This window comes from Alkalibacterium thalassium (assembly GCF_900101165.1).
Taxonomy (GTDB): Bacteria; Bacillota; Bacilli; order Lactobacillales; family Carnobacteriaceae_A; genus Alkalibacterium; species Alkalibacterium indicireducens.
This window is the reverse complement of the sequence record NZ_FNFK01000027.1, coordinates 1-25,842: the sequence shown is the minus strand read 5'-3', so window position 1 is coordinate 25,842 and position 25,842 is coordinate 1. Positions and strand designations below refer to the sequence as shown.

General features: G+C 42.2%; 21 protein-coding genes, 1 pseudogene and 1 riboswitch. All 22 genes and pseudogenes read left to right on the top strand.

The annotated features are described in order from the left end of the window. Positions 1 to 258 (top strand): annotated as a pseudogene (locus BLR76_RS12025) (group II intron reverse transcriptase/maturase); the annotation flags it as partial. 669 nt (positions 259 to 927) lie between these two features. After that, positions 928 to 1,010, top strand: a riboswitch (SMK box riboswitch). Then, positions 1,008 to 2,186 carry a methionine adenosyltransferase gene (gene metK, locus BLR76_RS06975; protein ID WP_091267225.1) on the top strand — a complete coding sequence of 393 codons (1,179 nt, stop codon included), beginning with the start codon at positions 1,008 to 1,010 and terminating at the stop codon, positions 2,184 to 2,186. It overlaps the preceding riboswitch by 3 nt. A gap of 306 nt (positions 2,187 to 2,492) precedes the next feature. Next, on the top strand, positions 2,493 to 3,404 hold the full coding sequence (locus tag BLR76_RS06970) for a helix-turn-helix domain-containing protein (RefSeq protein WP_091267222.1): 912 nt from the start codon (positions 2,493 to 2,495) through the stop codon (positions 3,402 to 3,404). A gap of 60 nt (positions 3,405 to 3,464) precedes the next feature. Further along, on the top strand, positions 3,465 to 4,052 hold the full coding sequence (pgsA, locus tag BLR76_RS06965; RefSeq protein ID WP_091267221.1) for a CDP-diacylglycerol--glycerol-3-phosphate 3-phosphatidyltransferase: 588 nt from the start codon (positions 3,465 to 3,467) through the stop codon (positions 4,050 to 4,052). A 135-nt stretch (positions 4,053 to 4,187) separates the two neighbouring features. Then, positions 4,188 to 5,468: a competence/damage-inducible protein A gene (locus BLR76_RS06960; RefSeq protein ID WP_091267218.1), complete on the top strand. Its 1,281-nt coding sequence runs from the start codon at positions 4,188 to 4,190 to the stop codon at positions 5,466 to 5,468. A gap of 121 nt (positions 5,469 to 5,589) precedes the next feature. Then, complete coding sequence (gene recA, locus BLR76_RS06955) at positions 5,590 to 6,636, top strand: recombinase RecA (protein ID WP_091267217.1); 1,047 nt, start codon at positions 5,590 to 5,592, stop codon at positions 6,634 to 6,636. Between the two features lie 233 nt (positions 6,637 to 6,869). Beyond that, positions 6,870 to 8,432 carry a ribonuclease Y gene (gene rny / locus BLR76_RS06950; protein WP_091267214.1) on the top strand — a complete coding sequence of 521 codons (1,563 nt, stop codon included), beginning with the start codon at positions 6,870 to 6,872 and terminating at the stop codon, positions 8,430 to 8,432. Between the two features lie 178 nt (positions 8,433 to 8,610). Further along, positions 8,611 to 9,942: an IS91 family transposase gene (locus BLR76_RS06945; RefSeq protein ID WP_091267238.1), complete on the top strand. Its 1,332-nt coding sequence runs from the start codon at positions 8,611 to 8,613 to the stop codon at positions 9,940 to 9,942. A 678-nt stretch (positions 9,943 to 10,620) separates the two neighbouring features. Beyond that, positions 10,621 to 11,169 carry a phospholipase A2 family protein gene (locus BLR76_RS06935; protein ID WP_143009207.1) on the top strand — a complete coding sequence of 183 codons (549 nt, stop codon included), beginning with the start codon at positions 10,621 to 10,623 and terminating at the stop codon, positions 11,167 to 11,169. Between the two features lie 191 nt (positions 11,170 to 11,360). Next, entirely contained in the window at positions 11,361 to 12,164 is an 804-nt protein-coding gene (locus BLR76_RS06930) for a TIGR00282 family metallophosphoesterase (RefSeq protein WP_091267212.1), read from the top strand. Positions 12,165 to 12,200: 36 nt separating this feature from the next. Further along, entirely contained in the window at positions 12,201 to 14,801 is a 2,601-nt protein-coding gene (mutS, locus tag BLR76_RS06925) for a DNA mismatch repair protein MutS (protein WP_091267210.1), read from the top strand. Positions 14,802 to 14,817: 16 nt separating this feature from the next. Continuing rightward, positions 14,818 to 16,719, top strand: coding sequence for a DNA mismatch repair endonuclease MutL (mutL, locus tag BLR76_RS06920; RefSeq protein WP_091267231.1), 1,902 nt, complete (start codon positions 14,818 to 14,820; stop codon positions 16,717 to 16,719). Between the two features lie 17 nt (positions 16,720 to 16,736). Beyond that, the gene (gene msrB / locus BLR76_RS06915; RefSeq protein ID WP_091267208.1) at positions 16,737 to 17,165 is read left to right on the top strand and encodes a peptide-methionine (R)-S-oxide reductase MsrB; all 429 of its coding nucleotides are present in this window, start codon (positions 16,737 to 16,739) and stop codon (positions 17,163 to 17,165) included. Between the two features lie 103 nt (positions 17,166 to 17,268). Next, on the top strand, positions 17,269 to 17,883 hold the full coding sequence (gene ruvA / locus BLR76_RS06910) for a Holliday junction branch migration protein RuvA (RefSeq protein ID WP_091267206.1): 615 nt from the start codon (positions 17,269 to 17,271) through the stop codon (positions 17,881 to 17,883). Positions 17,884 to 17,906: 23 nt separating this feature from the next. Next, on the top strand, positions 17,907 to 18,920 hold the full coding sequence (ruvB, locus tag BLR76_RS06905) for a Holliday junction branch migration DNA helicase RuvB (protein ID WP_091267204.1): 1,014 nt from the start codon (positions 17,907 to 17,909) through the stop codon (positions 18,918 to 18,920). A gap of 20 nt (positions 18,921 to 18,940) precedes the next feature. Continuing rightward, on the top strand, positions 18,941 to 19,981 hold the full coding sequence (gene queA / locus BLR76_RS06900) for a tRNA preQ1(34) S-adenosylmethionine ribosyltransferase-isomerase QueA (protein ID WP_091267200.1): 1,041 nt from the start codon (positions 18,941 to 18,943) through the stop codon (positions 19,979 to 19,981). Positions 19,982 to 19,998: 17 nt separating this feature from the next. Then, positions 19,999 to 21,144 carry a tRNA guanosine(34) transglycosylase Tgt gene (gene tgt, locus BLR76_RS06895; RefSeq protein ID WP_091267197.1) on the top strand — a complete coding sequence of 382 codons (1,146 nt, stop codon included), beginning with the start codon at positions 19,999 to 20,001 and terminating at the stop codon, positions 21,142 to 21,144. Positions 21,145 to 21,273: 129 nt separating this feature from the next. Further along, positions 21,274 to 21,606 (top strand): preprotein translocase subunit YajC, encoded by a 333-nt coding sequence (yajC, locus tag BLR76_RS06890; RefSeq protein WP_091267194.1) that lies wholly within the window; start codon positions 21,274 to 21,276, stop codon positions 21,604 to 21,606. A gap of 50 nt (positions 21,607 to 21,656) precedes the next feature. After that, positions 21,657 to 21,935, top strand: a complete 279-nt coding sequence (locus tag BLR76_RS06885) for a post-transcriptional regulator (RefSeq protein WP_245683057.1) — start codon at positions 21,657 to 21,659, stop codon at positions 21,933 to 21,935. Between the two features lie 149 nt (positions 21,936 to 22,084). Continuing rightward, positions 22,085 to 23,239 carry a DNA polymerase IV gene (dinB, locus tag BLR76_RS06880; RefSeq protein ID WP_091267190.1) on the top strand — a complete coding sequence of 385 codons (1,155 nt, stop codon included), beginning with the start codon at positions 22,085 to 22,087 and terminating at the stop codon, positions 23,237 to 23,239. Further along, the gene (locus BLR76_RS06875; RefSeq protein ID WP_091267187.1) at positions 23,229 to 24,533 is read left to right on the top strand and encodes a DRTGG domain-containing protein; all 1,305 of its coding nucleotides are present in this window, start codon (positions 23,229 to 23,231) and stop codon (positions 24,531 to 24,533) included. The genes dinB and BLR76_RS06875 overlap by 11 nt, the downstream gene beginning before the upstream one ends. A gap of 33 nt (positions 24,534 to 24,566) precedes the next feature. Then, positions 24,567 to 25,544: a DHH family phosphoesterase gene (locus BLR76_RS06870; RefSeq protein WP_342706588.1), complete on the top strand. Its 978-nt coding sequence runs from the start codon at positions 24,567 to 24,569 to the stop codon at positions 25,542 to 25,544. The last annotated feature ends 298 nt before the right edge of the window (positions 25,545 to 25,842 follow it).

Here is a 25,842-nt window from a genome sequence, read left to right as displayed (position 1 = left end):
AAAGTGGAGCAATGGCTCCATCACCGTATCAGGCAACTCATTTTAAAAAGATGGAAAAATCCACGTACTAAGATTAGCAGATTAATGCGTTTAGGTCTAGATATGGACAGTGCTAAACGCATTGGTTACTCCAGAAAGAAATACTGGAGACTGTCAAAAACACCTGAAGTTCATTGGGTGCTTACAACGAAAAGACTCTACCGGTGGAACGTAGTTTCACTACGGGACCTGGCAGAGTCTGCTTACTTAAGATATTGAACCGCCGTATACGGAACCGTACGTACGGTGGTGTGAGAGGACGATAAATGAATTAATCATTTATCTCCTACTCGATTCTTAATATAAACCAGTGAGAGCAGCACGCAGAGGATAATTAAAAATAGAATCAGACGCGCGGTTATAAAAAGTGTCTGACTATAAAATGCAAAAGCGTTCATGATGACAATCAGTAAAAACAATTTGATTACATTAAACACGGGTACTAAATTATATGTTTGAAATTGAGGTTTCAACCATAACAGCAAGGCGGTCGAGGACAATAAGACAAGAGAGAAAAGTGAGTAGATAAAAGAAAAATATGATAGAGGAATAAGCACTAGGATAAACGTGCCCCATCTAGAGAGTCTTGCAGATTGAGAATTCTTCTCTACTCGTTTCAGGCCATACAAGTATGTAAAAAGCATTATAAGTGGAAGTACAGTGATCGAGTCGTAAATCATTGAATAGGATAGCCCGATAACAGGTGCAAGCAGATACAGGATGACTTCCAAATTTTTAGTATTGTTCAAAGTGGACATAGAGTCAACTCCTTTTTTAAATTCTTACTAATCATATCATATTCCAGTAGAGGATGTAGCGTTATATTAGTGCATATATCGAGTGTGAAACTGTGGCGTGTATTTACTTCTAATTTGTGGTAAGATGATTAAGGTTTACAATGAATTCCCGATAGGACGGCCACAACCGGTCGGAAGCCTTGTAACCGAACAAATTAGGGGGAATATTTAATGGAAAAAAGATTATTTACTTCAGAATCTGTAACGGAAGGTCATCCGGATAAAATTGCTGATCAGATCAGTGATGCTATTTTAGATGCAATCCTTTCTAAAGATCCGGAAGCTAGAGTTGCATGTGAGACATTAGTTACGACAGGACTCGTTCTGATAGCAGGAGAAATACGTACAGAAACTTATGTCGATATGCAGAAAATTGCACGTGATACTATTAGAGACATAGGCTATACCCGTGCAAAATACGGATTTGACGCAGATACATGTGCAGTAGTGGTGTCGATCGATGATCAGTCACCAGATATTGCAGTAGGTGTAGACGACTCGATTGAGTACAAGTCAGAAGCTCAGGATGAACTAGACAAAATAGGTGCAGGTGACCAGGGTCTGATGTTTGGCTATGCAACTAAAGAAACGCCAGAGCTTATGCCATTGCCTATCTCGCTTAGCCATAAACTAACGCGCCAGCTTGCCAAAGTCAGGAAGAACAAAGACTTGGATTACCTCAGACCGGACGGAAAAGCTCAGGTTACTGTAGAATATGATGAAAATGATAATCCAAGACGAATAGATGCTGTTGTCATCAGCACTCAACATAGACCTGATATCACAGCAGGTCAGTTAGAAAAAGATATTATGGAGAAAGTAGTCACTCAGGTCATTCCTTCCAAGTGGTTGGATAACGATACGAAATACTATATCAATCCGACAGGGCGCTTCGTAGTGGGGGGGCCACAAGGAGATGCAGGATTGACAGGAAGAAAAATTATTGTCGATACCTATGGCGGATATGCTCGTCATGGTGGAGGAGCATTTTCTGGCAAAGATGGAACTAAAGTTGACCGCTCAGCCAGTTATGTAGCCAGATACATTGCTAAAAACATTGTAGCTGCAGATTTAGCAGATAAAGTAGAGGTTCAGCTAGCCTACGCTATTGGTGTTTCACAGCCTGTATCAATTTCCATCGATACTTTCGGGACTGGAAAAATATCAAACGAGCGATTGATCAAAGCTGTTAGAGAACTCTTTGATCTTAGACCAGCCGGTATCATTAGAATGCTGGATCTTAAACGCCCAATATTCAAACAGACAGCTGCTTATGGCCACTTCGGCAGAACCGATATCGATCTCCCATGGGAAGAAACTGATAAAGCTGCTGAATTACGTAAATTGTAAATTAATGTAAATAACCAGGCACAAGATCTTTGATAGGATTTTGTGCCTGTTCTTTTTTGTATAACATTCTTTTTTATGTATATATATAATACATCAACTGGTATGCACAATAGATGTAATAAATTCTTAAAATTGATTTCTTGTTTAGATGGTTTATTCACTATACGAGTAAAGTCACATATGGTATACTTTTAAAGATGGATGAAATATAACACATTCTATTCCTACATTGTATAATGACAACTTTAAATGAAATGACTTTTAAATCGTATAAATAAATGAAATACTCTAGGCAGGTGAAATAGTTTGAACGAAATAGGAGAGAAATTAAAAGAAGCTCGTCAAGCTAAAGGGTACACGCTGGATGATCTGCAACAGATTACGAAGATACAAAAACGCTATCTGATTGCTGTTGAAGAGGGCAACCTTGATGTATTACCAGGCAATTTTTATGCGCGTGCTTTTATTAAACAATACGCAGATTCAGTTGGATTAAATGGGGAAGAACTGATCAATAATCACATGGACAGTCTTCCTCAAGTAAGTGAAACGACATACTCAAAAAGTGTTCAGAACACCCAGACACGTTCTAAGACTAAACGGACTGGGTTTATGGCCACGGTACAGGATAGTCTTCCTACTATACTCATCGTATTGCTCGTGATCGCTATTATCTTTGCAATATATTTAGCTGTAACCAGTGGTGCTGGAAATGGTGACAGTGATTCCTTTATCCAGGGTGATGAAGACGCTGGTGTTGTTGAAATCGACAACAATGACGATGCGGAAGAAGATACCGAGGAAGATCTGGAAGAAGATTCTCAAGTCACCGGTGACAATGAGTCGGGCAATGAGGAAGAAGATGCTGAAGAAGAAACTGATGATGACAGTGAAGAGCAGTCCATTGAAGAAATAGATGGAACGGCCTCAACTACGACTTATGAAATATCTGGCACTCATCCGGATAACCAGACGCTTATTTTGTCTGCTGATGGAGCAGCTTCATGGGTAAGTATAACTATAGATGGATCTTCAACTGATTCAGGAACGATTCAACCAGGAGAAACACTTGAAGTCTCATTTGATGGAACTGTGTCTGAAGTCTCTATAATTATAGGAAATGCATCTGCGACTTCGATTGAGCTGAATGGTGAATCATTACCTTTTGCCGAATCAGCAACAGCAGTAAGACAGGAAATGTTCATCACATTTAACTAACTAAAGAAAAATTTAAGACCAGTCTTTAGTTAGTCTGGTCTTTTTCATCAGGAGGAAATAATGAATCTACCTAATAAAATCACCTTGTTCAGAATTTTTCTGATTCCCATATTTATCATACTGGTTCTCGCTCCTCTGAATTTTGGCACACTTACTGCACTTGGTTCAGATATTGATATCCAGCTGCTTGTGGCAGCTATTGTGTTTTCTATTGCGAGTTTTACAGACTGGCTGGATGGTTATTTAGCTAGAAAAATGAACATCGTATCAAATTTTGGTAAATTCGCTGATCCTCTGGCAGATAAGATGCTGGTCATGTCGGCGCTGATCCTTCTTGTTGAACTTGGCATGGCTCCTTCATGGGTAGTGGCAGTTATCGTATCTAGGGAATTGGCTGTCACAGGACTAAGACTGATTCTCGTGGAACAGGGCGGAACAGTCATGGCAGCTGCCTGGCCCGGGAAAATAAAAACGAACACTCAAATGTTCGCAATTATTTTTCTTTTGATCAATGATTATCCTTTTGGTGGATTAAATGTTTCTGTAGGAACAATCCTTCTCTATGTCTGTCTCTTCTTTACGATATATTCAGGAGTCAATTATTTTTACGAGGCAAGAGATGTGTTCTCAGGAACTTTTTCAGATTAATACTGACGAATAAAAGACATACAGGATCTCACTGTATGTCTTTTAATTCATTTTGAAGTGGTTTATTTTTGTCATATGTTAAAATATTCGTGATAAATAGAATAAAAGGTAAATATTAATATATAGGAGGCCATTATGAAAGCCGAAATTATTTCGATAGGAACGGAACTGCTGCTTGGACATGTAGTAAATACCAATGCGGCATTCCTGTCACGAGAGCTGGCAGCTTTAGGTGTCGAAGTGTACCATCATGTAACTGTAGGAGATAACCCTGATAGACTGGTCGAAGCAATCAAGCAGGCTGAAAAGAGAGTCGATCTGATTGTTTTATCCGGTGGGCTTGGACCTACGGAAGATGATATTACGAAAAAAACACTGGCCAGCCATTTAGGTGTCGACCTTATACTACACGAGGAGACCGAAGATAAGATCATTACCTACCATAAAAATTCTGATTTCAATATGCCTGAAAACAATCAGCTCCAGGCTCTGATTCTTACAGATTCGATACCACTGACTAATGATACAGGATTGGCAGTAGGCATGATGCTGACCCAGAACAATCGACATTACGCACTCCTGCCGGGACCACCTGACGAACTGGAGCTGATGGTTGAAAATTATTTGAAAGAAGAGATAGTTAAGCACATCCTCGATGAACAGGTGCTCGTTTCCAGAGTGATGCGATTTTTCGGGCTGACAGAAGCACAACTGGCAGAAAAGATTCAGGATATCGTAGTAAATCAGTCTAATCCCACAGTTGCTGTTTATGCAAATGACGGAGAAATAACTGTCAGAATTACAGCAAAAGCTGAAAATGAGGAACAGGGAAATGAAGTCATAGACGAGATAGAAAAGGATATTATGGAGATATTATCCGATTATTTCTTTGGTTATGGCGACAAGCGACTGGCCGATGTTATCAAAGATATGCTGATCGAGCGAAGTTTGACTATTACAGCAGCAGAAAGTCTTACTGGAGGTGCTTTTCTCAGTGAACTGACAAGTGATCTATCTGCTGGCTCGATTCTGGAAGGGGGGGTAGTAACTTACAGCGAGGATAAAAAGAATAAAGTTCTTAAGGTGACTAAGGAAACAATCAAAAAATATGGAGTCGTCAGCCCGGAATGTGCAATTGAGATGGCTGAAAAATCCAGAGCTATGTTCGATGCTGATATCGGGGTCGGTCTGACTGGTGTGGCGGGCCCAAGTTCACTTGAAGATCAGATACCAGGTTCAGTCTATATTGGGATTGCGTTTAAAGACAAACGGTCGTTTTCAAAGCATTTCCAATTTGGATACAAACGGAATAGGAACAGGCGACTGGCTGTTCAAAATGCCCTGGAACTCGTTAGACGGGTCCTTAAAGACATACCCATAGAGAAGACTATTTTTTATGGTGAAGACAAAAAATAAACCGAATGAATGTTCGAAAAAAGCTTGATTTTTCTGATGCATCAGTCTAAAATAGACATAGAGATTAGATAGTTATTTTTATATTTAAGAAGACAAGTGAACGGATACAGGAGGAAATTAAATGGCGGATGATCGCGCAAAAGCATTAGAAACAGCAATGAAGAAAATTGAAAAAAGTTATGGTAAAGGGTCAATTATGAAAATGGGTGAAAAAGTGGACACTCAGGTCAAGACAGTACCGAGTGGCTCACTTTCACTGGATGTTGCATTAGGTATAGGTGGATACCCTAGAGGACGTATTATTGAAGTCTACGGTCCTGAAAGTTCCGGTAAAACAACCGTAGCCCTGCACGCGATAGCTTCAGTACAGGCTAACGGCGGAATTGCTGCCTTTATCGATGCGGAGCACGCACTTGATCCTAAGTATGCAAGAGCACTTGGAGTAGACATTGATGAACTGCTTTTATCTCAGCCGGACACGGGTGAACAGGCACTTGAAATTGCGGATGCTTTAGTTTCAAGTGGTGCGGTTGATATGGTCGTCATCGACTCTGTTGCTGCGCTGGTCCCAAGAGCTGAGATTGATGGAGAAATGGGAGACTCACACATTGGACTTCAAGCACGACTGATGTCTCAAGCTCTTCGTAAATTATCCGGATCGATCAACAAGACGAAGACGATTGCTCTATTCATCAACCAGATTCGTGAAAAAGTCGGGGTCATGTTCGGTAACCCTGAAACAACGCCTGGAGGACGTGCTTTGAAATTCTATTCTTCTGTGAGACTGGAAGTCAGGAGAGGAGAATCAATTAAATCCGGACAGGACATGACAGGTAACCGTACTAAAATCAAGATTGTCAAAAACAAAGTTGCTCCACCATTCAAAGTGGCTATGGTCGACATCATGTATGGCGAAGGAATCTCACAAGTCGGAGAAATCGTAGATATGGGATCAGACGCAGATATTATTACTAAAGCAGGCGCATGGTACTCATATGGTGATGAAAGAATCGGTCAAGGAAGAGAAAACGCAAAACAGTATCTGGTCGACCATCCTGAGATGCGTGCAGAACTTGAGAAGAAAGTTCGTACTGCTTATGGCATCGGTGACGAAGAAGATACAGAAATTATTGAAAGTGCGGATCCTGAAACACTCGATCTAGATTAATTTGACTCAGCATCCTCTTAATAGGAGGGTGTTGTTTTTTATTTTCACTGTGTCAACTCCCTTAAATGCTAGTTGACAGAAGATGTAAAGACCTATAAAATTAAACTAGTATGTTTCTATTTTATAAAAAAATGAAGCAGAACTAATTGTGTACAATAACCTTTATAGGATATTTTAATTGATATCTGATTATTTTATACATGAAAACAAAATATTGATACGGAGGTGATTAGATGGACATACTTTTAACAGCCTTCGCTATCATCGTTGCTTTGATTATTGGTGTAGTTGTAGGATCTTATTTTACAAAACAGAGTTTTGAGAAAAGATTAGCTAATTCTAAACAAACAGCTGAAGACATTGTTGAAGAAGCAAATAAAGAAGCTGAAACTTTGAAAAAAGAAGCGTTGCTGGAGGCAAAGGAAGAAATCCATTCTTATCGAACAGAGGCAGAGTGGGAGCTGAAGGAACGTCGATCTGAAGTATCTCGCCAGGAAAATCGACTATCTCAAAGAGAAGATAACCTAGGGCGAAAAGAAAGTACTTTGGAAAAAAGGGAAAGTTTACTGCAGAGCAGAGAGGATAAACTTTCTGCACGTCAGAAAAAAGTTGAAGAGCTGGAACAGGCAGCTAAAGAACTGCTTGAGGAACAGCAGAACAAACTTCATACGATTGCAGCTTTGTCAGAAGAAGAAGCCAAATCTATTATACTGAAACAGACGGAAGACGATTTGTCTCGTGAAATGGCTATCATGGTCAAGCAGTATGAGGATAAAGCTAAAGTGGAAGCAGACAGAAAAGCCAAAGCGTTAGTCACACAAGCTATCCAGCGGTGTGCAGCTGATCGCGTGACAGAATCAACTGTAAGTGTGGTCAGTCTGCCAAATGATGACATGAAAGGCCGCATCATTGGCCGCGAGGGACGTAACATCAGAACACTTGAGAGTCTGACAGGAATGGATCTGATTATTGACGATACGCCTGAAGCAGTCGTCTTAAGTGGATATGACCCAATCAGAAGAGAAACGGCTAAAATGGCACTTGAAAAACTGATTTCTGACGGACGTATTCATCCTGGTAGAATCGAAGAAGCTGTGGAGAAATCCCGTAAGGAAATGGACGAAAGAATCAGAGAAATCGGAGAAGAAGCCATGTTCGATCTAGGCATTCATTCAATTCATCCTGATCTGATGAAAATCGTCGGACGTCTGCATTTTAGAACAAGTTATGGTCAAAACGTGTTGAACCATTCTATTGAAGTTGCGAAACTTGCTGGGGTTATGGCCGCTGAACTAGGTGAAGACATCCAGCTGGCTAAACGTGCCGGGCTTCTCCATGATATTGGAAAAGCACTCGACAGTGAAGTAGAGGGATCGCATGTGGAAATCGGAGCTCAAATCGCGATGAAGTATCAGGAAAATGATACGGTAATAAATGCGATTGCTTCCCACCATGGAGATGTCGAAGCTACTTCTGTCATCTCAGTCTTAGTCGAAGCGGCAGATGCTATATCTGCGGCAAGACCTGGAGCAAGAAGTGAGTCCCTGGAGCATTACCTGCAGAGACTTGAAAACCTTGAACGCATTTCTAACAGCCATAAGGGTGTTAAAGAAAGTTTCGCTATTCAGGCTGGACGTGAAGTGCGTATTATCGTTAAGCCGGACGAGCTTGATGACAGCATGACGTCTAAACTTGCCAGAGATGTACGTAAACAAATAGAAGATGACATGGACTATCCCGGACACATCAAAGTAACGGTTATACGCGAAACAAGAGCAGTAGAATACGCTAAATAACAAACAGGTCAATCATGCAGACATCTTGTCTGTATGATTGGCTTTTTTATAGTATAGGGAAGTATAAAGTTTTACCTTTTAGAAAGCCCATCACCTCAATCGCAAGTGACAATCAGTTGATTTGAAAAGAGAGGGATTGTAAGGGTATTATAAACATATGGTAAAGAAAAGAATTCGCATAGAAATGAATAAACTTAAAGCCATATTTCTAGACAATAACAATTGGGAAAATTTTCTAGAAATTAACAAGGGTAAGGTTCGATCAGTCATAAGAAAAGAGGTTGAGAAGTTTCTGCATTGTGGGGATGTGTCTAACGGATTCCGTGTATACAAGTGCGAGGCTTGTCCCAATGTCAAGCATGTTCCGATACGGTGTAAAGGGAAGTTCTGTCCCACTTGTGCAGTAGTCGAAGCCCAAAAGTGGGCAGACATACAATCACATGACATGTACCGTAGTATTCACCGCCATGTGATTTTAACGATTGATGAAGGCCTGCGGCCCATTTTCACCAGCCGGTACCGAAAAGAACTGCTAAAAGGGTTAATGAACGAAGCCGGACGGCTTTTGAATGAATGGTTTCAATCATTAGGTGTTACACCAGGTATTGTTTCAGCGCTTCATACTTTTGGATCTAAACTGGAATTTAACCCCCATATCCATATGCTTGTGACAATGGGCGGGGTGACGAAGGATGGAAAATGGAAACAATATGACTATATCCCTTACATCAAACTAAGAAAACAGTGGCAGACTGTTGTCTTGAAATTAATCCGAAGAGTCTTGTCAGAGCGCGCTAAAAAGCAAGTCCAACCACTACTACAAGCCGCGTATAAGAATAACCCGGATGGGTTCTATATCCATGCGCCTAAGAGGAGTCAAACACGTGTAAAAGGGTTACTGGGCTATATTGGCCGTTACATGAAACGGGGACCTATCGCTCTTCATCGCATCATCATGTATGACGGGGAATCTGTTTGCTTTAGTTATCAGGATAAACGGGATGGCGAATGGAAAGTTGAGGAACTGCCTGTGGCGGAATTCATTGGACGCCTTGTCCGACATATTCCAGATGAACAATTTAAAATGGTTCGCCACTATGGGTTGTATTCTCGTCGAATTAAGACGCTCATGAAAGAAGTGGTGAAACAATTTCAACGTGAAGCCCAACGCGTGTTGATTAATGCGAAGAAAATGATTAAACCGGTAGGTTGGCGAGAGCGACGCATAGAATCATTTGGAGAAGATCCTTTGGAATGTTCGGAATGTGGCAATGTGATGGAGTTCCGAGGGATAGCTGTGCTCATAAAAGGGCACCTAACCCTTCAATTTGCGAACGATGTACTTGCCAAAAAATATATTAATCGGGAGATTGATTACATTGAGTCGAAAACATATGAATATAAGAAAAAAGAAGCAACGCGAAAAGCTATTAAAAAATATCGGTTCAACTGGGACCAACGCGAAAAAGAAATCAACGAACGTTATAGAGTTCATTTGTCGAACATGTAAAGAAAGAGAAGAGATTCCGAAAGAGATAGTCAAACATTTCGATAGTATGGATGGTGGGGATCCGATGGATCCCCCAAGATTTAGTTGTGAACGATGTGGAAATGAAATGGTACCTGTTTATTATAAGAGTGTTCACGGTATTATCTATGATTATTCAGAACTCAAAAAGTAAAGGCTACGCACTATCCCAAAAAGGGCGAAGGCGTAGCCGAAGCTTTTTTTAATGCATTAAGATATCTAAGTAAATAGAAAGGCTGATCATACTTAATAGGAATGAGACAAATCTACATTTTATAATAGTCGCTTACAAAAATATTGACTAATCAAACAGCAATTCATTTTCAAGGTAGGATTTTTTACGGTAAAGTACTCAATTTCTACTAACCAATTCATTCGGAAAATTAACATGCTGGATAACTAACATTTATTTTAAGTTATTTAGCCAAAGAAGTTTAGAGTGCTCAGTATAAAATAAGTTAAAACTAACAATCCAACTATTCCCATAAAAAAACCAAAAGCAATCCAAAATTGCTTTCTAACTTTTTTTCTTCATCATTTTTTACCATATTATCACTCTTTCTTTAATTTTTGTAATATTATTAAAATATATTTGTTATATTATCAAATCTATGATAATATAATCATAACATAAATAAAAATTAAAGGAGAATATTTGCTATGAAAATGAAAAATATTATACTTATGTTTATGCCTATTGTTTTCGGTTTTATCTTTTTAATAGGTGGAACTTCGACCGCACACGCACAAGGTGATACTCAGGGGGACATAGATTTAGAAATATATGAGCAATATATATATTACAGTGATGAAGAAGAACTTTCTCTCTTTGATGTTGAAGCTGCCATTGAAAATGGATTAAATAAAGACGAAGCTCGTTCACTAGGTCTTGCTTTTAATTCTTTAAGTCGTGAATATAAAGAAAAGCCAGTAAATGATATTGATACTATAACTACATACTCACTTAACCCTACGACATACGGTAATTGGTGTGGAAAAGGTCAAAATGGTAGAACACCAATTGATAACTTAGACTGGGCATGTGCCCGACACGATGCTTGTTACGCTCAAAGAGGTTGGGGAAACTCCGCCTGTGATAGAATTTTTGTATCTGAATTACGTGCGGTTAAAAATAATAGTACTCAGTGGAATAGATTAAGTTTTTTCGGAAAAACCTATCTTAATGCAGCAATTCTACTATTCTCTTAACATAAAAGACATTAGACTGACACAATAATTTCAGATACTAATAAAACACCTTCTTAGGCAGCCATTCCTCGATACTTCAGAGGGGAGTGGCTGCCTATTTTTTTTATATCCATTATGTAGTATGAATGATTTTGATTTTTGGAGTATAAAGCTGTTAAAATAGAGAGAGCGATTAGAAAAGAGGACTGAGTATGAAAGTATTATTTATAGGAGATATTGTAGGGGCACTTGGTGTAGATATGGTCAGAGAGTGGCTTCCACGGTTAAAAGAAAAGTATAAACCTCAGGCAACGATAGCTAATGGTGAGAACGCAGCCTGGGGACGGGGGATCACTGAAAGAGATTATAAAAAGCTTCTACAAGCAGGGGTCGATTTAGTCACTATGGGAAACCACACTTGGGATCAGAGAGAGATTTTTGACTTTATTGACAATGAAAAAAAGCTGATTCGTCCAGCTAATTATCCTGATAATGATGTAACCCCAGGCAAGGGACTGGCCTATATTAAAATCAACCAGCAGACATTGGCAGTGATCAATCTTCACGGTCGAACGTTCATGGCTGATTTAGAAGATCCATTTCGGGTCGGACGGGCACTTGTTGAAGAAGCACGAAAAATTACCCCTCATATCCTTATCGATTTCCATGCAGAAGCAACTAGCGAAAAAGAAGCAATGGGCTGGTTCATGGATGGAGAGGTCTCTGCCGTTCTTGGCACACATACCCATGTGCAGACCAATGATTCGAGAATCTTAGCGAAAGGAACCGCCTATCAGACCGACGTAGGCATGACAGGCTTCTATGATGGTATTTTGGGGATGAAAAAAGACTCTATTCTTCATAAATTTACTACTCAGATGCCTAACCGGTTTGAAGTGCCGGAAACGGGTCGGACGCGATTGAATGGCTGTTATCTGGATATAGATAATACTAGCGGGAAAGCTGTTGATATCAAGCCTATTCGTATTGACGAAGATAACCCGTTCTTCGGTTAACCAATTGATCAATAGACATTAGAAAGAGTGAGCATAATGCCCCAGAAAACTAAGCATACTCCCATGATGGAGCAGTACTTATCAATTAAAAAACAGTATCCATATGCCTTTCTGTTTTATCGTCTAGGCGATTTCTATGAATTGTTCTTTGATGATGCGGTAAAGGTTGCCCGGCTGCTTGAGCTGACCTTGACAAGTAGAAATAAGAATGCAGAAGAGCAGATTCCCATGTGTGGAGTGCCTCATCACTCTGCCAAGGGATATATTGACACCTTAATAGAAATGGGCTACAAAGTGGCGATATGCGAACAGGTGGAGGACCCGAAACAGGCCAAGGGAATGGTCAAAAGGGAGGTTGTCCAAGTTGTCACGCCAGGTACGGTCATGCAATCCAAGACAGTCGAGGCCAAAGAAAACAATTATATAGCTGCTGTGGCGTCTCTGCAGCCGCACATCGGTCTGTCCTATGCTGATCTGACTACTGGTGAAATCAAAGTGACTGAAGTGGAGACCCTCCAGGAAGCAGTGAACGAACTGGTATCGATCCAATGTAAGGAAGTGATCATTGAACCGGGAGAATTTCTGGATCTGCAGGAAACGCTCGCTCAGCATTATAATATGTCTGTCTCGCATCCTTCTTCAGATGATCATCAGCACCCATTATCCAGTCTGACTGAATCGGTTCAGGACCGCTCGCTTATTAGAGTCATTGATCTGTTGCTGGCTTACTTGTCAGAAACACAAATGAGGAGTCTGGACCACCTTCAGGAAGTTCAGTTTTATGAAACAAGAAACTTTCTGCTGTATGGACAGGATGCCAGAAGAAATCTTGAGCTGACTACATCCTTGAGAGACGGATCAAAAAAGGGTACCTTGCTTTGGCTGCTGGATGAGACCCAGACAGCTATGGGGGGACGCATGCTGAGATCCTGGCTGGAAAAACCACTGATAAGGAAGAAGGAGATCGAGGAGCGGCTGGACAAAGTAGAAGGTCTGCTCAATCACTTTTTTGAGCGGAATGACCTGGTCGAGGTTCTGAAGAACATCTATGATCTGGAGAGATTGGCAGGAAGAGTAGCCTTTGGGACGGTCAATGCTAGAGACCTGATCCAACTCAAGCAGTCATTAGATCAGATTCCTCACGTGACAGATATCGTTGACAGGCTCAACACAGAAAAGATCTGGGACAGTTATTTAAGTCAGCTGGATCCGATTGATGACGTGCGGGATCTTATCGAGCAGGCTATCGACGAAGACCCACCCATCTCAGTTACTGATGGAGAGATAATCAGAAGAGGCTACCATGAACAGCTGGACAAATATAAGGAAGCCATGACTAACGGCAGACGCTGGATGGCAGAACTCGAACAGAAAGAAAGAGAAGCTACTGGCATAAAGAATCTGAAAATAGGATTCAACAAAGTGTTCGGGTATTACATCGAAGTGTCTAAAGGCAATGTAAGCAAACTGGAAGAAGGGCGTTATGAAAGAAAGCAGACCCTTACCAATGCTGAAAGGTACAGCACACCTGAACTCAAAGAAAAAGAAGCACTGATCCTTGAAGCAGAAGAAAAGTCAAAAAATCTCGAGTATGACTTGTTTGTCGGTGTCCGTCAGATGGTCAAAGAAGAGATATACAGATTGCAGAAGCTGGCCCGTGCTGTTGCAGAAATCGATGTACTTCAGAGTTTTGCTGCCGTCAGTGAAGAATACAACTATGTCAGACCAAAGTTTTCAGTTGATTCGCAGGATATCCATATTAAAAACGGCAGACACCCTGTAGTGGAAAAAGTTATGGGGGAACAGTCATATGTGCCAAATGATGTAGATCTGACTAAGGAGACATCGGTTCTTCTGATTACTGGACCGAATATGTCAGGTAAAAGCACCTTTATGAGACAGCTAGCACTCAGTGTCATTATGGCTCAGATGGGCTGCTTTGTCCCGGCAGAAAGTGCCGCTCTCCCCGTATTTGACCGACTGTTTACTCGGATAGGGGCGATGGATGACCTGATCGGTGGACAAAGTACCTTCATGGTCGAAATGAACGAAACGAATCAGGCTCTGCAGCACGCTACAGAAAACAGTCTGCTTCTGTTCGACGAGATCGGCCGGGGGACTGCCACCTATGATGGCATGGCACTTGCGGAAGCGATCATTGAATACGTCCATGATAAAATCAGAGCGAAAACATTGTTTTCAACCCACTATCATGAGCTGACAGTGTTGGAAGAAAGGCTTCAGGGACTGAAAAATGTGCATGTTGGAGCAGTTGAAGAAGAAGGGAACCTTGTCTTTCTTCACAAAATGATGGAAGGCCCGGCGGATAAAAGCTATGGGGTTCAGGTGGCCAGATTAGCCGGCCTACCGGACTCTCTTCTTGACCGGGCGGGACATATTCTGTCTGATCTGGAACAGAAGGAAGACCATCTGTTTGAGGATAAAGAAGAGCAACCTGTTTCAGTGAAGGTAAACAGTCAGATGAAGCAGGAGCAGCTGAACCTCTTTGATGATCTGACGACTAACGAGAAAGATGTAATTTCAGCACTTCAGAGAGTGAATGTGCTCAATACGACCCCGATCGAGGCATTGCAGCTTTTAAGTCAGCTGCAGGACAAAATGAAGACAGATGAGTGAAAGGCTGAGTGATCAAATGACTCCAAAAATCCAAATCATGTCATCCACACTGGCCAATCAGATAGCAGCGGGTGAAGTGATTGAACGTCCAGCTTCGGTGGTGAAGGAACTGGTGGAAAATGCCATCGATGCAGGCAGTTCGAAAATCGAAGTGTTTGTCGAAGAAGCCGGGTTGAACCGAATACAAGTAATTGACAACGGTGAGGGGATCGCTTCTGAAGAAGTACTTTCTGCATTTGAGCGCCATGCAACGAGCAAACTGATTTCCAATGACGACTTGTTCCGCATCAGAACACTTGGATTCAGAGGAGAGGCACTTCCAAGTATCGCCTCTGTATCCAAAGTTACTGTAGAAACAGCACAAAGCAATCAACCCGGCAGACGACTGGTTCTGGAAGGGGGAGAAGTGATCGAGGATTCTGCAGCCAAGTCAAGACAAGGGCTGTCAGTGACAGTAGATGAACTGTTTTATAATACACCGGCCCGTCTGAAATACGTAAGGACGTTGAAAACGGAGCTGTCGCATATTACTGATGCGATCAACCGATTTGCCCTTGCGCACCCTGAGATAGCTTTCAAGCTCGTATCAGACGGGTCTGTCATGATCCGGACATCTGGAAACAAAGAGCAGATTCAGGCAATCGCGGGGGTATATGGAGTCGAGACAGCCCGTAAAATGAAGGGGATTAGTCAAGAATCATTTGATTTCAACCTGGACGGGTTCATCTCTCTTCCTGAGGTGACAAGAGCAAGCAACAATTACATTACCTTAATTGTGAATGGGCGTGTGATAAAAAATTATGCCCTGAATAAGGCTATTGTTGAAGGTTACGGATCGACATTGATGGTTGGACGTTACCCTGTTGCGGTAATCAGAATCACGATGGATCCACTTCTCCTGGATGTGAACGTGCATCCGACTAAACAGCAGGTCCGCATCAGTAATGAACGGGAACTCGGACAGCTGATCAGCCAGACAATTAAAGAACGTTTGAGCCAGGAGAACAGGATCCCTAATGCGCTAGAAAATGTGTACAAACCTAAGAGTAGAAAACAGACAGATAAAAAGGTCAAACCCGAACAGACACGTTTTCAGTTCGACCAGAGATCTTCTGATAGCTATTCAACTCACTCTTCAGAAGGTGTTCTGGAGGATGATCAGCGTTTTACTATGAGAGAAGAAGTAGGACTAAACAGGGCTGAAGAAGCAGAGGAGTCTAACTTGAAAGAGGACAGTCAGCCAGAAAGTACAACTGGCCTCGAAAATCATGAAGAACCGATTGTCAGAACGGCTATGAAAATCGATTCTATCAGCCAGACACACTCCCCATTTCCTGAACTTGAGTATATCGGACAGATGCATGGAACCTATTTATTTGCTCAAAATGAAAAAGGGTTGTATATTATAGACCAGCACGCTGCTCAGGAAAGAATCAAGTATGAGTACTATAAGGCGACGATTTCTGAACATGGTACGGACCTGCAGGAACTGCTGGTGCCGCTTGTTCTTGACTATCCTACCGATGAAGCACTAGTCATCAGAGAGAATATAGATAAACTGCAGGAAGCATCCATTTATCTGGAAGATTTTGGTCAGAACAGCTTCGTTTTAAGGAACCATCCCAATTGGATGATTGCCGGACAGGTGGAAGAAACGGTCAAGGAGATGATCGACTTTTTCTTAGCACATAAAAGCTTGACTGTTGCCAAGTTCAGGGAAGCAACGGCCATCATGATGAGCTGCAAGCGGTCGATCAAGGCTAATCACTACCTTTCGTCACAGGAAGGAATGCAGTTGCTGGAAGATTTGAAACACACTCAGAATCCGTATAATTGTCCGCATGGCAGGCCGGTACTGGTCAGCTTCACGACAAATGACATGGAAAAGATGTTCAAACGGATTCAGGACCCTCACTAAAGAAAGGAAGGCGTCACATGGATAAAAAAGAACTGAAAAAGAAACTGACACCGATCCAGTATGAAGTCACGCAGAATAATGCAACGGAACGGCCGGGAACTGGTGAATATGATCAGTTTTTCGAAGACGGTATTTTCGTCGATGTTGTCAGTGGTGAACCGCTATTTTCTTCAAATGATAAATATGATGCAGGCTGCGGCTGGCCATCATTTACTAAACCGATTAAGAAACGTACAGTTAAAGAGAAAAGAGATTCGACTTTAGGTATGGAACGAACAGAAGTCAGAAGCAGTGAAGCTGACTCGCACCTTGGACATGTCTTTACAGATGGACCACAGGATAAAGGCGGGTTGAGATACTGCATCAATTCGGCTGCCATGCACTTTGTGCCAGTGGACAAGCTTGAGGAAGAAGGATACGGCGAGTATCTGGCGGAATTCAATTAAACTAACTGATAGACTAAAGCATCTGTTCCTAACTTGACTTAATGGACAGGTGTTTTTGTGTTATAATAGTGAAGATTAACTAACGGTAAGTGAGGGTAAAGATATGTTTGAATATATAAAAGGGACCGTCGCACACCTTTATCCTGGGTATATTGTGATCGACAATCAGGGAATCGGATATAAGATTTTGATGGCGAATCCTTTCAGGTATACGGATCAGATGAGCCAGGAGACACTGATCTACATCTATCAGGATGTTAAACAGGACAGTATGCAGCTTTTTGGATTCAAGACGATGCAGGAGAAGAATCTGTTTCTGAAACTGATCAATGTGTCAGGAATTGGACCGAAATCTGCTCTGGCCATTCTGGCCAATGATAATCACCAAGGTTTCGTTCAGGCAATTGAAGACAACAATGTCACATTTCTGACCAAGTTCCCTGGTGTGGGCAAAAAGACTGCTCAGCAGATCGTCCTCGATCTGAAAGGGAAACTATCTGAATTTGAAGGAACAGATGGAAACGGCCTTGAAGGACCGCAGGTCTTTGATATGCCTGAGAGATCGAACCAGTCCTTTGAAGAAGCCATCGAAGCGTTACTGGCACTGGGTTACACAAAGAAAGACGTGGCAAGAGTAAGAAAACAGTTTGATGATCAGAAGAAGCAAAGTACGGATGCTTACATACGAGAAGCTTTATCTTATCTGATGAAAAAGTAGGCCAGTGAATAAAGGAGAACGTTATGGAAGACAATCAACATCTGACATCTGAACAGGTGATGGACTCGAAGGAACAGTCTTTAGAGCATACCCTCAGACCCCAACGTCTGGCTCATTACCTCGGTCAGGAAAAAATAAAGAAAGAACTGTCGATATACATCGAAGCGGCGAAAAACAGGGAAGAAGCGCTGGATCATGTTCTTCTCTATGGCCCCCCAGGACTCGGAAAGACCACCATGGCCATGGTGATTGCCAATGAAATGGGAGCAGAAATCAGGACAACCAGCGGCCCGGCAATTGAAAAGCCAGGCGATCTGGTGGCTCTGCTGAATGATCTGGAGCCAGGAGGGATCTTATTTATCGATGAGATTCACCGGATGCCGAGGGTTGCAGAGGAAATGCTGTATTCCGCTATGGAAGACTTCTACGTCGATATCATTATCGGCCAGGGAGAAACGGCTCATCCCGTCCATTTTCCCCTTCCACCTTTCACATTGATCGGTGCCACGACTCGGGCCGGATCCCTGTCGGCACCTCTGAGAGACCGGTTCGGTATTCTGGCACATATGGAATACTATACCAAGGAAGAACTGGAAAAAATTGTGCTTAGATCGGCATCTGTTCTGCAGACGGATATCGTGGAAGACGGGGCGCTGGAAATTGCTAGAAGGTCCAGAGGTACGCCTAGAATTGCCAATCGTCTGCTCAAGCGAGTAAGGGATTATGCACAAGTCAGAGGAGAAGGTATCGTCGATAAGGAGAATGCTGCGTCAGCTTTAGATCTGTTGAGTGTAGATCATAAGGGGCTGGACAGCGTCGATCACAAACTGCTCAAGACCATGATTACTCTTTATAACGGCGGACCAGTAGGGTTGAATACTTTATCGGCTAATATCGGAGAAGAAATGATGACGATAGAAGATATGGTTGAACCTTTTCTGCTTAAAGAAGGCTTTATTCAAAGGACGTCTCGTGGAAGAATGGCTACTCAGAAGGCGTATGACCATTTCGACCTGATGCATCTGATGAAGAAGTAAATCATAAAAGGAGAACACGCATGACATTAACTACAAATGATTTTGATTTTGAATTACCCGAAGAACTGATTGCGCAGACACCATTGAAAAACCGATCATCCTCTAAAATGATGGTACTGACCAAGGAAACAGAAGCTATTGAAGACAGACAGTTTGAAAGTATAATAGATGAACTGAATCCGGGTGACGCGCTTGTAATGAATAATACACGGGTTCTTCCTGCCAGACTATACGGGGAAAAAGAAGACACAAAAGCTCACATGGAAGTGCTTCTGCTTAAGAACCTTGAAGGAGATAAGTGGGAAACCTTGATGAAGCCGGCTAAAAAAGCTAAGCCGGGAACAGTCATTACATTTGGAGATGGACGTCTGAAAGCGACTGTTATCGAATCTCTGGAACATGGGGGGCGAATCGTAGAATTTTCCTATGAAGGGATTTTCCTTGAGACTTTGGAGTCGCTGGGTGAAATGCCTCTACCGCCTTATATCAAAGAACGTCTTGATGACAGCGAACGTTATCAGACCGTTTACGCGAAAGAAAATGGATCAGCTGCTGCACCGACAGCCGGGCTGCATTTCACGGAGGAAATCCTTGAGAAGATACAGAAAAAAGGAGTCAAGCTCGTTTTTCTGACGCTTCATGTGGGTTTAGGCACGTTCCGTCCGGTGAGTGTAGATAATATCGAAGAACATAAGATGCATGAAGAATTCTATCAGCTGTCAGAAGAATCAGCAGACACATTGAACAGAACAAGAGAAGAAGGCGGGCGTATCATAGCCATCGGCACAACGTCAATCCGTACACTGGAAACAATCGGCCAGGCATTTGATGGGAGATTCCAGGCAGCCAGCGGATGGACGGATATTTTTATCGCTCCCGGCTACGAGTTTAAAGCGGTCGACGGATTCCTGACTAACTTCCATCTGCCAAAGTCGACGCTGATCATGCTGGTCAGTGCATTTCTCGGAAGAGACTTCGTATTAGAAGCGTATAATCATGCTGTCCAGGAGAGATACCGTTTCTTCAGTTTTGGAGATGCGATGTTTGTTAAAAAGAGATAAAAGAGTAGGAGCTAGTTATGAGTAATCATCCAGTCACATATACATTAGAGAAAAAAGATAAACACACGGGGGCTCGCCTGGGTAAAATTACGACACCTCACGGAACTTTTGAAACACCGATGTTCATGCCTGTAGGGACACTGGCAACCGTTAAGACTATTGCTCCTGAAGAACTTGAAGAAATGGGAGCAGGCATCATCTTGAGCAATACGTATCACCTCTGGTTGAGACCAGGAGAAGATCTGATTGCTGAAGCGGGTGGTCTGCACGCTTTCATGAACTGGGACAAAGGGATACTGACCGATTCAGGTGGGTTCCAGGTCTTTTCACTTTCAGATATGAGAAGAATCGAAGAAGAAGGGGTCCACTTCAAGAGTCATCTGGACGGATCCAAGCTCTTCCTGTCTCCTGAAAAAGCCATCAATATCCAGAACAAGCTGGGACCGGATATTATGATGTCCTTCGACGAATGCCCCCCATTTGATGAAAGCTACGATTACGTCAAAAAATCGGTCGAGCGAACCTCCAGATGGGCAGAAAGAGGACTGAAAGCGCACCAGAATACTGATAGACAAGGGTTGTTTGGAATTGTTCAGGGCGCTGGATTTGAAGATCTGCGTAAACAGTCAGCTAAAGATCTGACTAGTATGGACTTTGCCGGTTACTCGATAGGTGGGCTATCTGTCGGTGAACCTAAAGAAGATATGTATCGGGTGCTCGATTTCACTACACCGCTGCTACCTGAAGACAAGCCCCGCTATCTTATGGGGGTGGGGACACCTGATGCATTGATTGAAGGAGTTATGCGTGGAGTTGACATGTTTGACTGTGTGCTTCCGACCCGTATTGCACGTAACGGGACAACAATGACCAGCAAGGGACGTGTCGTAATCAAGAATGCCATCTATGCGAGAGATTTCAGACCTCTAGATGAAAAATGCGGATGCTACACGTGCCGGAACTATACCCGAGCATACTTGAGACATCTTCTTAAATCAGATGAAACTTTCGGTCTGAGACTGACGAGTTATCACAACCTCTATTTCCTGCTGGACCTGATGAAGAAAGTCAGACAGGCAATCAGGGAAGACAACCTGCTTGAGTTCAAGGAGCAGTTTTTCGAGGAGTACGGATACAATAAACCGAATGCTAAAAACTTTTAGAAGTTGTTAATGAGACTAGTATTTTTCTCTGAAATTTGCTAAGGTATGTAATGAAACATTAATATCGTTCTCTTTGAAAACGAGATAATCAGGAAAATAAAACAGGAAATTAGACGGAGGAATGACTACATGGAATTACTTTTTGGAATGCTGCCCTTTTTAGTACTAATGGGTATCATGTACCTGCTGATGATCAGACCACAGCAGAAACGCGCAAAAGAAACACAGAACATGCTCGGCTCATTAGGAAAAGGTGATTCAATCGTCACGATCGGCGGCCTGCACGGCATTGTAGATGAAGTAAATGAAGCAAACAACACCGTAATAATCGACTGTGAAGGGATTTATCTAACCTTCGAACGTCGCGCAGTTGCACGTATCGTTACAAAAGCATCCGCAGCTGGCACCCAGTCTGAAGAGCTGGGAACAAACACACCCGAAAAAACAGCAGACAGCGAATAGGACTGAAGGAGTAATTATACCCCTTTCGAATGAGTAAAGGAGGTAATCTCTTGCACTTTATTATAGATGATGATGATTATGAGGTTTGGCTGAAAAAAAAGTTGATCGAATTCCGTCAGAACGGCTATGATGAGATCAGTTTGGAAGACTTGTGGGAGTACTGCACCGCATATAAGTGGAAGCATTACAGACCATCAAGGTATTATCAAATAGTCGATGATATCCTGACAATCACATTGAATGACTATTTCAATTACGCTTCGCTGAAAGCTCAAGTGTATAATGTCTCTTCACTGGATGACATGGAGCTTGATGATCTATTAGGATAAATTTGGATAAAACAAGTAGGATGGTCGACTCATTCTGCTTGTTTTATTTTTTACACCATCGAATGTCATAATAGAGTTGATTTTAAAGTCGTCTGACCTTTTTATTTCTAGTATAATAACGTAAAAGATGGAGGTGTTTTGAAGGCGCTATGAGATACGGACTACTGCTTTTTGACGAACCAAAACGGGATACGTCCAGAAAAATAATTCATATCGATATGGATGCCTTCTATGCTTCAGTTGAGGTGAGAGAAAATCCTTTTCTAGCGGGTAAGCCAGTTATCATAGCCCGGCATCCCAAGGAAACGGGTGGGCGCGGAGTGGTTGCTACAGCAAGTTATGAAGCCCGGACTTACGGCATCCATTCAGCTATGAGCGCTCAGAAGGCATACGAGTTATGCCCAGAAGGTGTATTCGTAAGGCCAAATTTTGAGCTTTACCGGGAAACTTCAAAGCAGATGCATGACATTTTCAGACGGTATACGGATAAAATCCAACCTCTCTCTCTCGATGAGGCCTATCTGGATGTCAGTATAAACCATGTCGGACAGAAAAGTGCGACTTTCATTGCACAGGCCATCAGGAGAGACATTGAAAAGGAACTGAGACTGACCTGTTCGGCAGGAGTGTCCTATAATAAATTTCTGGCTAAAATTGCGTCGGATTTCGATAAACCAAATGGCATTACAGTTATTCCGCCTGATAAAGCACACGACTTTCTAATGGTGCTACCAATTGAAAAATTTCACGGTGTGGGTGCCAAATCCGTTGAGAAAATGCATAGTCTGGACATATACACGGGAAAGGATCTGTATAAAAATGATGAACTGGACCTGGTCAGTCATTTTGGGAAAATGGGTCATTCACTTTATCGCAAGGTAAGAGGGATTGACGACAGTGAAGTGAAAAACGACAGGGAACCGAAATCGATCGGGAAAGAATCGACTTTTTCCGAAGATCTGAAGACGGAAAATGATGTGATCAAGGCACTGAGAATCTTGTCCCAGAAGGTCATGTACAACCTTAAACGAAAACAGAAACATGGGAAAATAGTTGTACTTAAAATAAGATACGAAAATTTCGACACAATTACGCGTCGACGCTCTTTTCCAGATTACATTAAAGGAGAAGAAGAACTTTTTCAGATTGCTTTATCAATCTGGGAAGAAGAATCTGAAACCTTAGGAGTGAGGCTTCTGGGTATTACGGTTACCGGACTGGAGTCGGTTATCTTTGAAACGATCCCACTGCCGTTATGGGAAAAGAAAGTTAGCGAAAGGAAACCTGAAAGAGATGAAGACTAAACATGAACAGATTATCGCCTTTATCGAGTCTCTGCCGGTAGGGGAGAAGCTCTCGGTAAGACTGATTGCCAAAGAACTTCAAGTCAGTGAGGGGACAGCTTACAGAGCTATAAAAGAAGCAGAGAACAACGGCCTGGTGTCTACGATTAAAAGAGTGGGGACGATCCGGATCGAGCCTAAAAATGGTGAGCATATCGAGAACCTGACCTACGATGAAATAGTGAAGGTGATCGATGGAGAGGTTCATGGGGGCGAAAAAGGGCTGAAAAAGACCCTGACGAAGTTCATCATCGGAGCGATGACTGAAGAAGCCATGCTGCGCTATGTTACTGAAGAATCACTGATGATTATCGGTAACAGAGAAGAAGCTCAGCAGCTCACTTTACAGAACGGTGCAGCGGTCCTTATAACTGGGGGCTTCAAGCCCAGTCAGACAGTGGTCGATCTTGCCAATCATAAGGAATTGCCTCTGATAAGCACATCTTATGATACTTTCACAGTGGGCACGATGATCAACAGAGCGATGACTGACCAGCTGATAAAAAAAGAAATCCTGCGCGTTCAGAATATCTTTACCCCGCTTGAACGGACGCAGTTTCTTAATAGAGAAGATACGGTATATACTTATAGAATGCTCAATCAGAAGAGCGGACATTCCAGGTTTCCGGTTGTTCTGTCAGATGGTCGACTGGCGGGGATCGTGACGGCTAAGGATGTGGTAGGCCAGGAGGATACAGAACTGATTGAAAAAGTTATGACTAAGAATCCCGCTTCAGCAAGAAAGTACATGAGCGTAGCCTCAATTGCGCATACAATGATATGGGATGGCCTGGAAGTGATGCCTGTAGTCAGTGATGAACTTAAACTTGCTGGTGTCATTTCCCGTCAGGATATTATGAAAGCTATGCAGACTGTCCAGAAGCAGCCTCAGTCTGGGGATACCATATCTGATCAGATCAATCAGCTGATTACAGAAAAAGAAGACAACTTGTTTTCCTTTTCTGTTACCCCGCAGACTACTGACAGCATGGGTACGATCTCATTTGGCGTGCTCAGCGAAGTGGTCACAGAGACAATTTATAATTATCTATCAAAATACAAGAAAAAGAATCTGGTTGTTGAACAGATGAATCTGCATTACTTCAACATGATCCAGTTAGGTAATGAACTGACGATCAAACCTTCTGTGATCGATGAAAATCGTCGCTCGGCTAGACTGGATGTTGAAATCTATTCGGAACATACATTAGCTGCAAAAGCGATTGTGGTGTGTCAGCTGATTCAGAAAAGATAACAAAAAAGCTAGAACTGAAAAGGAGAAATGCGTGTGTTGTTAGAAACAGTGAATAAAAAGGACAATATGATTAAGAAAGACCTTTGGGAGTATATTAAACAATGGGATACCATTATCATTCATAGGCATGTCAGACCTGATCCGGACGCTATCGGTTCCCAGTGTGGACTGAAAGAACTTATTCGAGCAACCTTTCCTGACAAGGATGTGTATGCAGTCGGTACGACGGTTGATGATCTCGAATATCTGGATAAAATGGATGAAGTGACAGAAGAAAAATATGAACAGGCTTTAGTCATTGTTACTGACACTGCAAATATCAAGCGCATAGACGGAGAGCATTATAAAATGGCGAAGCAGTGGATCAAAATCGATCACCATCCTCTTGATGATTCTTACGGGGAAATAGAATGGGTCAACACGGACGCGAGCAGCTGCTGTGAAATGATTGCCGATATGTGGCTGAGCTACCCGGATGAGATTAAGATGACCGCTAAAGCAGCCCGTCTTTTATATGCCGGAATTGTCGGGGATACGAACCGCTTTCTCTATGATGCGACATCACCCTTCACCATGCAGATTTCTGCTGAGTTGATGCGTTTTCCGTTTTCGCATACAGAAGTAAACGATAAAATGAATGTAATAAAGCCTCAAGCCGGCAAATTAATGGGCTATGCTCTCGATCAGTTTACAGTGTCAGAAGACGGGGTCGGACATATCATTCTTACAAAGACATTATTAAAGTCGCTTGGAATGGATGACAGCGAGACGCATCAAGTGGTTCCTATGCTGGGTAAAATCGAAGGCGTGAAGGTATGGGCAGTATTTGTCGAACAGTCAGACAGCGAATTCCGATGCAGACTGCGTTCGAAAGGACCTGTAATTAATGAGATTGCCCAGAAACATGGAGGCGGTGGACATCCTCTGGCCAGCGGCACGCATGCAAAAGACAAGGAAGAAATTGGACAGATTCTTAAAGAACTGACTGAACAGGTAAAAGCCTATAAATAAATGTCCGTCTGCTATGTGTAAAGTTTATGTAGGAAGCAGAAAAATATAGGGTAGACAAAAAGAAAGAAGACCCTTAATCTAGAATTTGCAGAAACTAGAGAGAAAGAGGTCTTCTTTACGATGAAAATTATAGCACAAATGATGGAAATATTGGAAGAATCAGCGACATTTTTAGAGGCAGAAATCTTATTTGAGGAGCTTTTCCGGCAAAAAGCTGAAGAATGCTTTCAAGAATGCATGGAGCGCTTAGACAAAAAGTGTATTCAATCGTACAAAGATCAAGGGTACGAAATTGATA

What these genes read in the sequence shown, in the direction of transcription:
- metK (WP_091267225.1), top strand. Translation starts at nt 1,008, where the DNA reads ATGGAAAAAAGATTATTTACTTCAGAATCTGTAACGGAAGGTCATCCG.
- pgsA (WP_091267221.1), top strand. Translation starts at nt 3,465, where the DNA reads ATGAATCTACCTAATAAAATCACCTTGTTCAGAATTTTTCTGATTCCC.
- BLR76_RS06960 (WP_091267218.1), top strand. Translation starts at nt 4,188, where the DNA reads ATGAAAGCCGAAATTATTTCGATAGGAACGGAACTGCTGCTTGGACAT.
- recA (WP_091267217.1), top strand. Translation starts at nt 5,590, where the DNA reads ATGGCGGATGATCGCGCAAAAGCATTAGAAACAGCAATGAAGAAAATT.
- rny (WP_091267214.1), top strand. Translation starts at nt 6,870, where the DNA reads ATGGACATACTTTTAACAGCCTTCGCTATCATCGTTGCTTTGATTATT.
- BLR76_RS06935 (WP_143009207.1), top strand. Translation starts at nt 10,621, where the DNA reads ATGAAAATGAAAAATATTATACTTATGTTTATGCCTATTGTTTTCGGT.
- BLR76_RS06930 (WP_091267212.1), top strand. Translation starts at nt 11,361, where the DNA reads ATGAAAGTATTATTTATAGGAGATATTGTAGGGGCACTTGGTGTAGAT.
- mutS (WP_091267210.1), top strand. Translation starts at nt 12,201, where the DNA reads ATGCCCCAGAAAACTAAGCATACTCCCATGATGGAGCAGTACTTATCA.
- mutL (WP_091267231.1), top strand. Translation starts at nt 14,818, where the DNA reads ATGACTCCAAAAATCCAAATCATGTCATCCACACTGGCCAATCAGATA.
- msrB (WP_091267208.1), top strand. Translation starts at nt 16,737, where the DNA reads ATGGATAAAAAAGAACTGAAAAAGAAACTGACACCGATCCAGTATGAA.
- ruvA (WP_091267206.1), top strand. Translation starts at nt 17,269, where the DNA reads ATGTTTGAATATATAAAAGGGACCGTCGCACACCTTTATCCTGGGTAT.
- ruvB (WP_091267204.1), top strand. Translation starts at nt 17,907, where the DNA reads ATGGAAGACAATCAACATCTGACATCTGAACAGGTGATGGACTCGAAG.
- queA (WP_091267200.1), top strand. Translation starts at nt 18,941, where the DNA reads ATGACATTAACTACAAATGATTTTGATTTTGAATTACCCGAAGAACTG.
- tgt (WP_091267197.1), top strand. Translation starts at nt 19,999, where the DNA reads ATGAGTAATCATCCAGTCACATATACATTAGAGAAAAAAGATAAACAC.
- yajC (WP_091267194.1), top strand. Translation starts at nt 21,274, where the DNA reads ATGGAATTACTTTTTGGAATGCTGCCCTTTTTAGTACTAATGGGTATC.
- dinB (WP_091267190.1), top strand. Translation starts at nt 22,085, where the DNA reads ATGAGATACGGACTACTGCTTTTTGACGAACCAAAACGGGATACGTCC.
- BLR76_RS06875 (WP_091267187.1), top strand. Translation starts at nt 23,229, where the DNA reads ATGAAGACTAAACATGAACAGATTATCGCCTTTATCGAGTCTCTGCCG.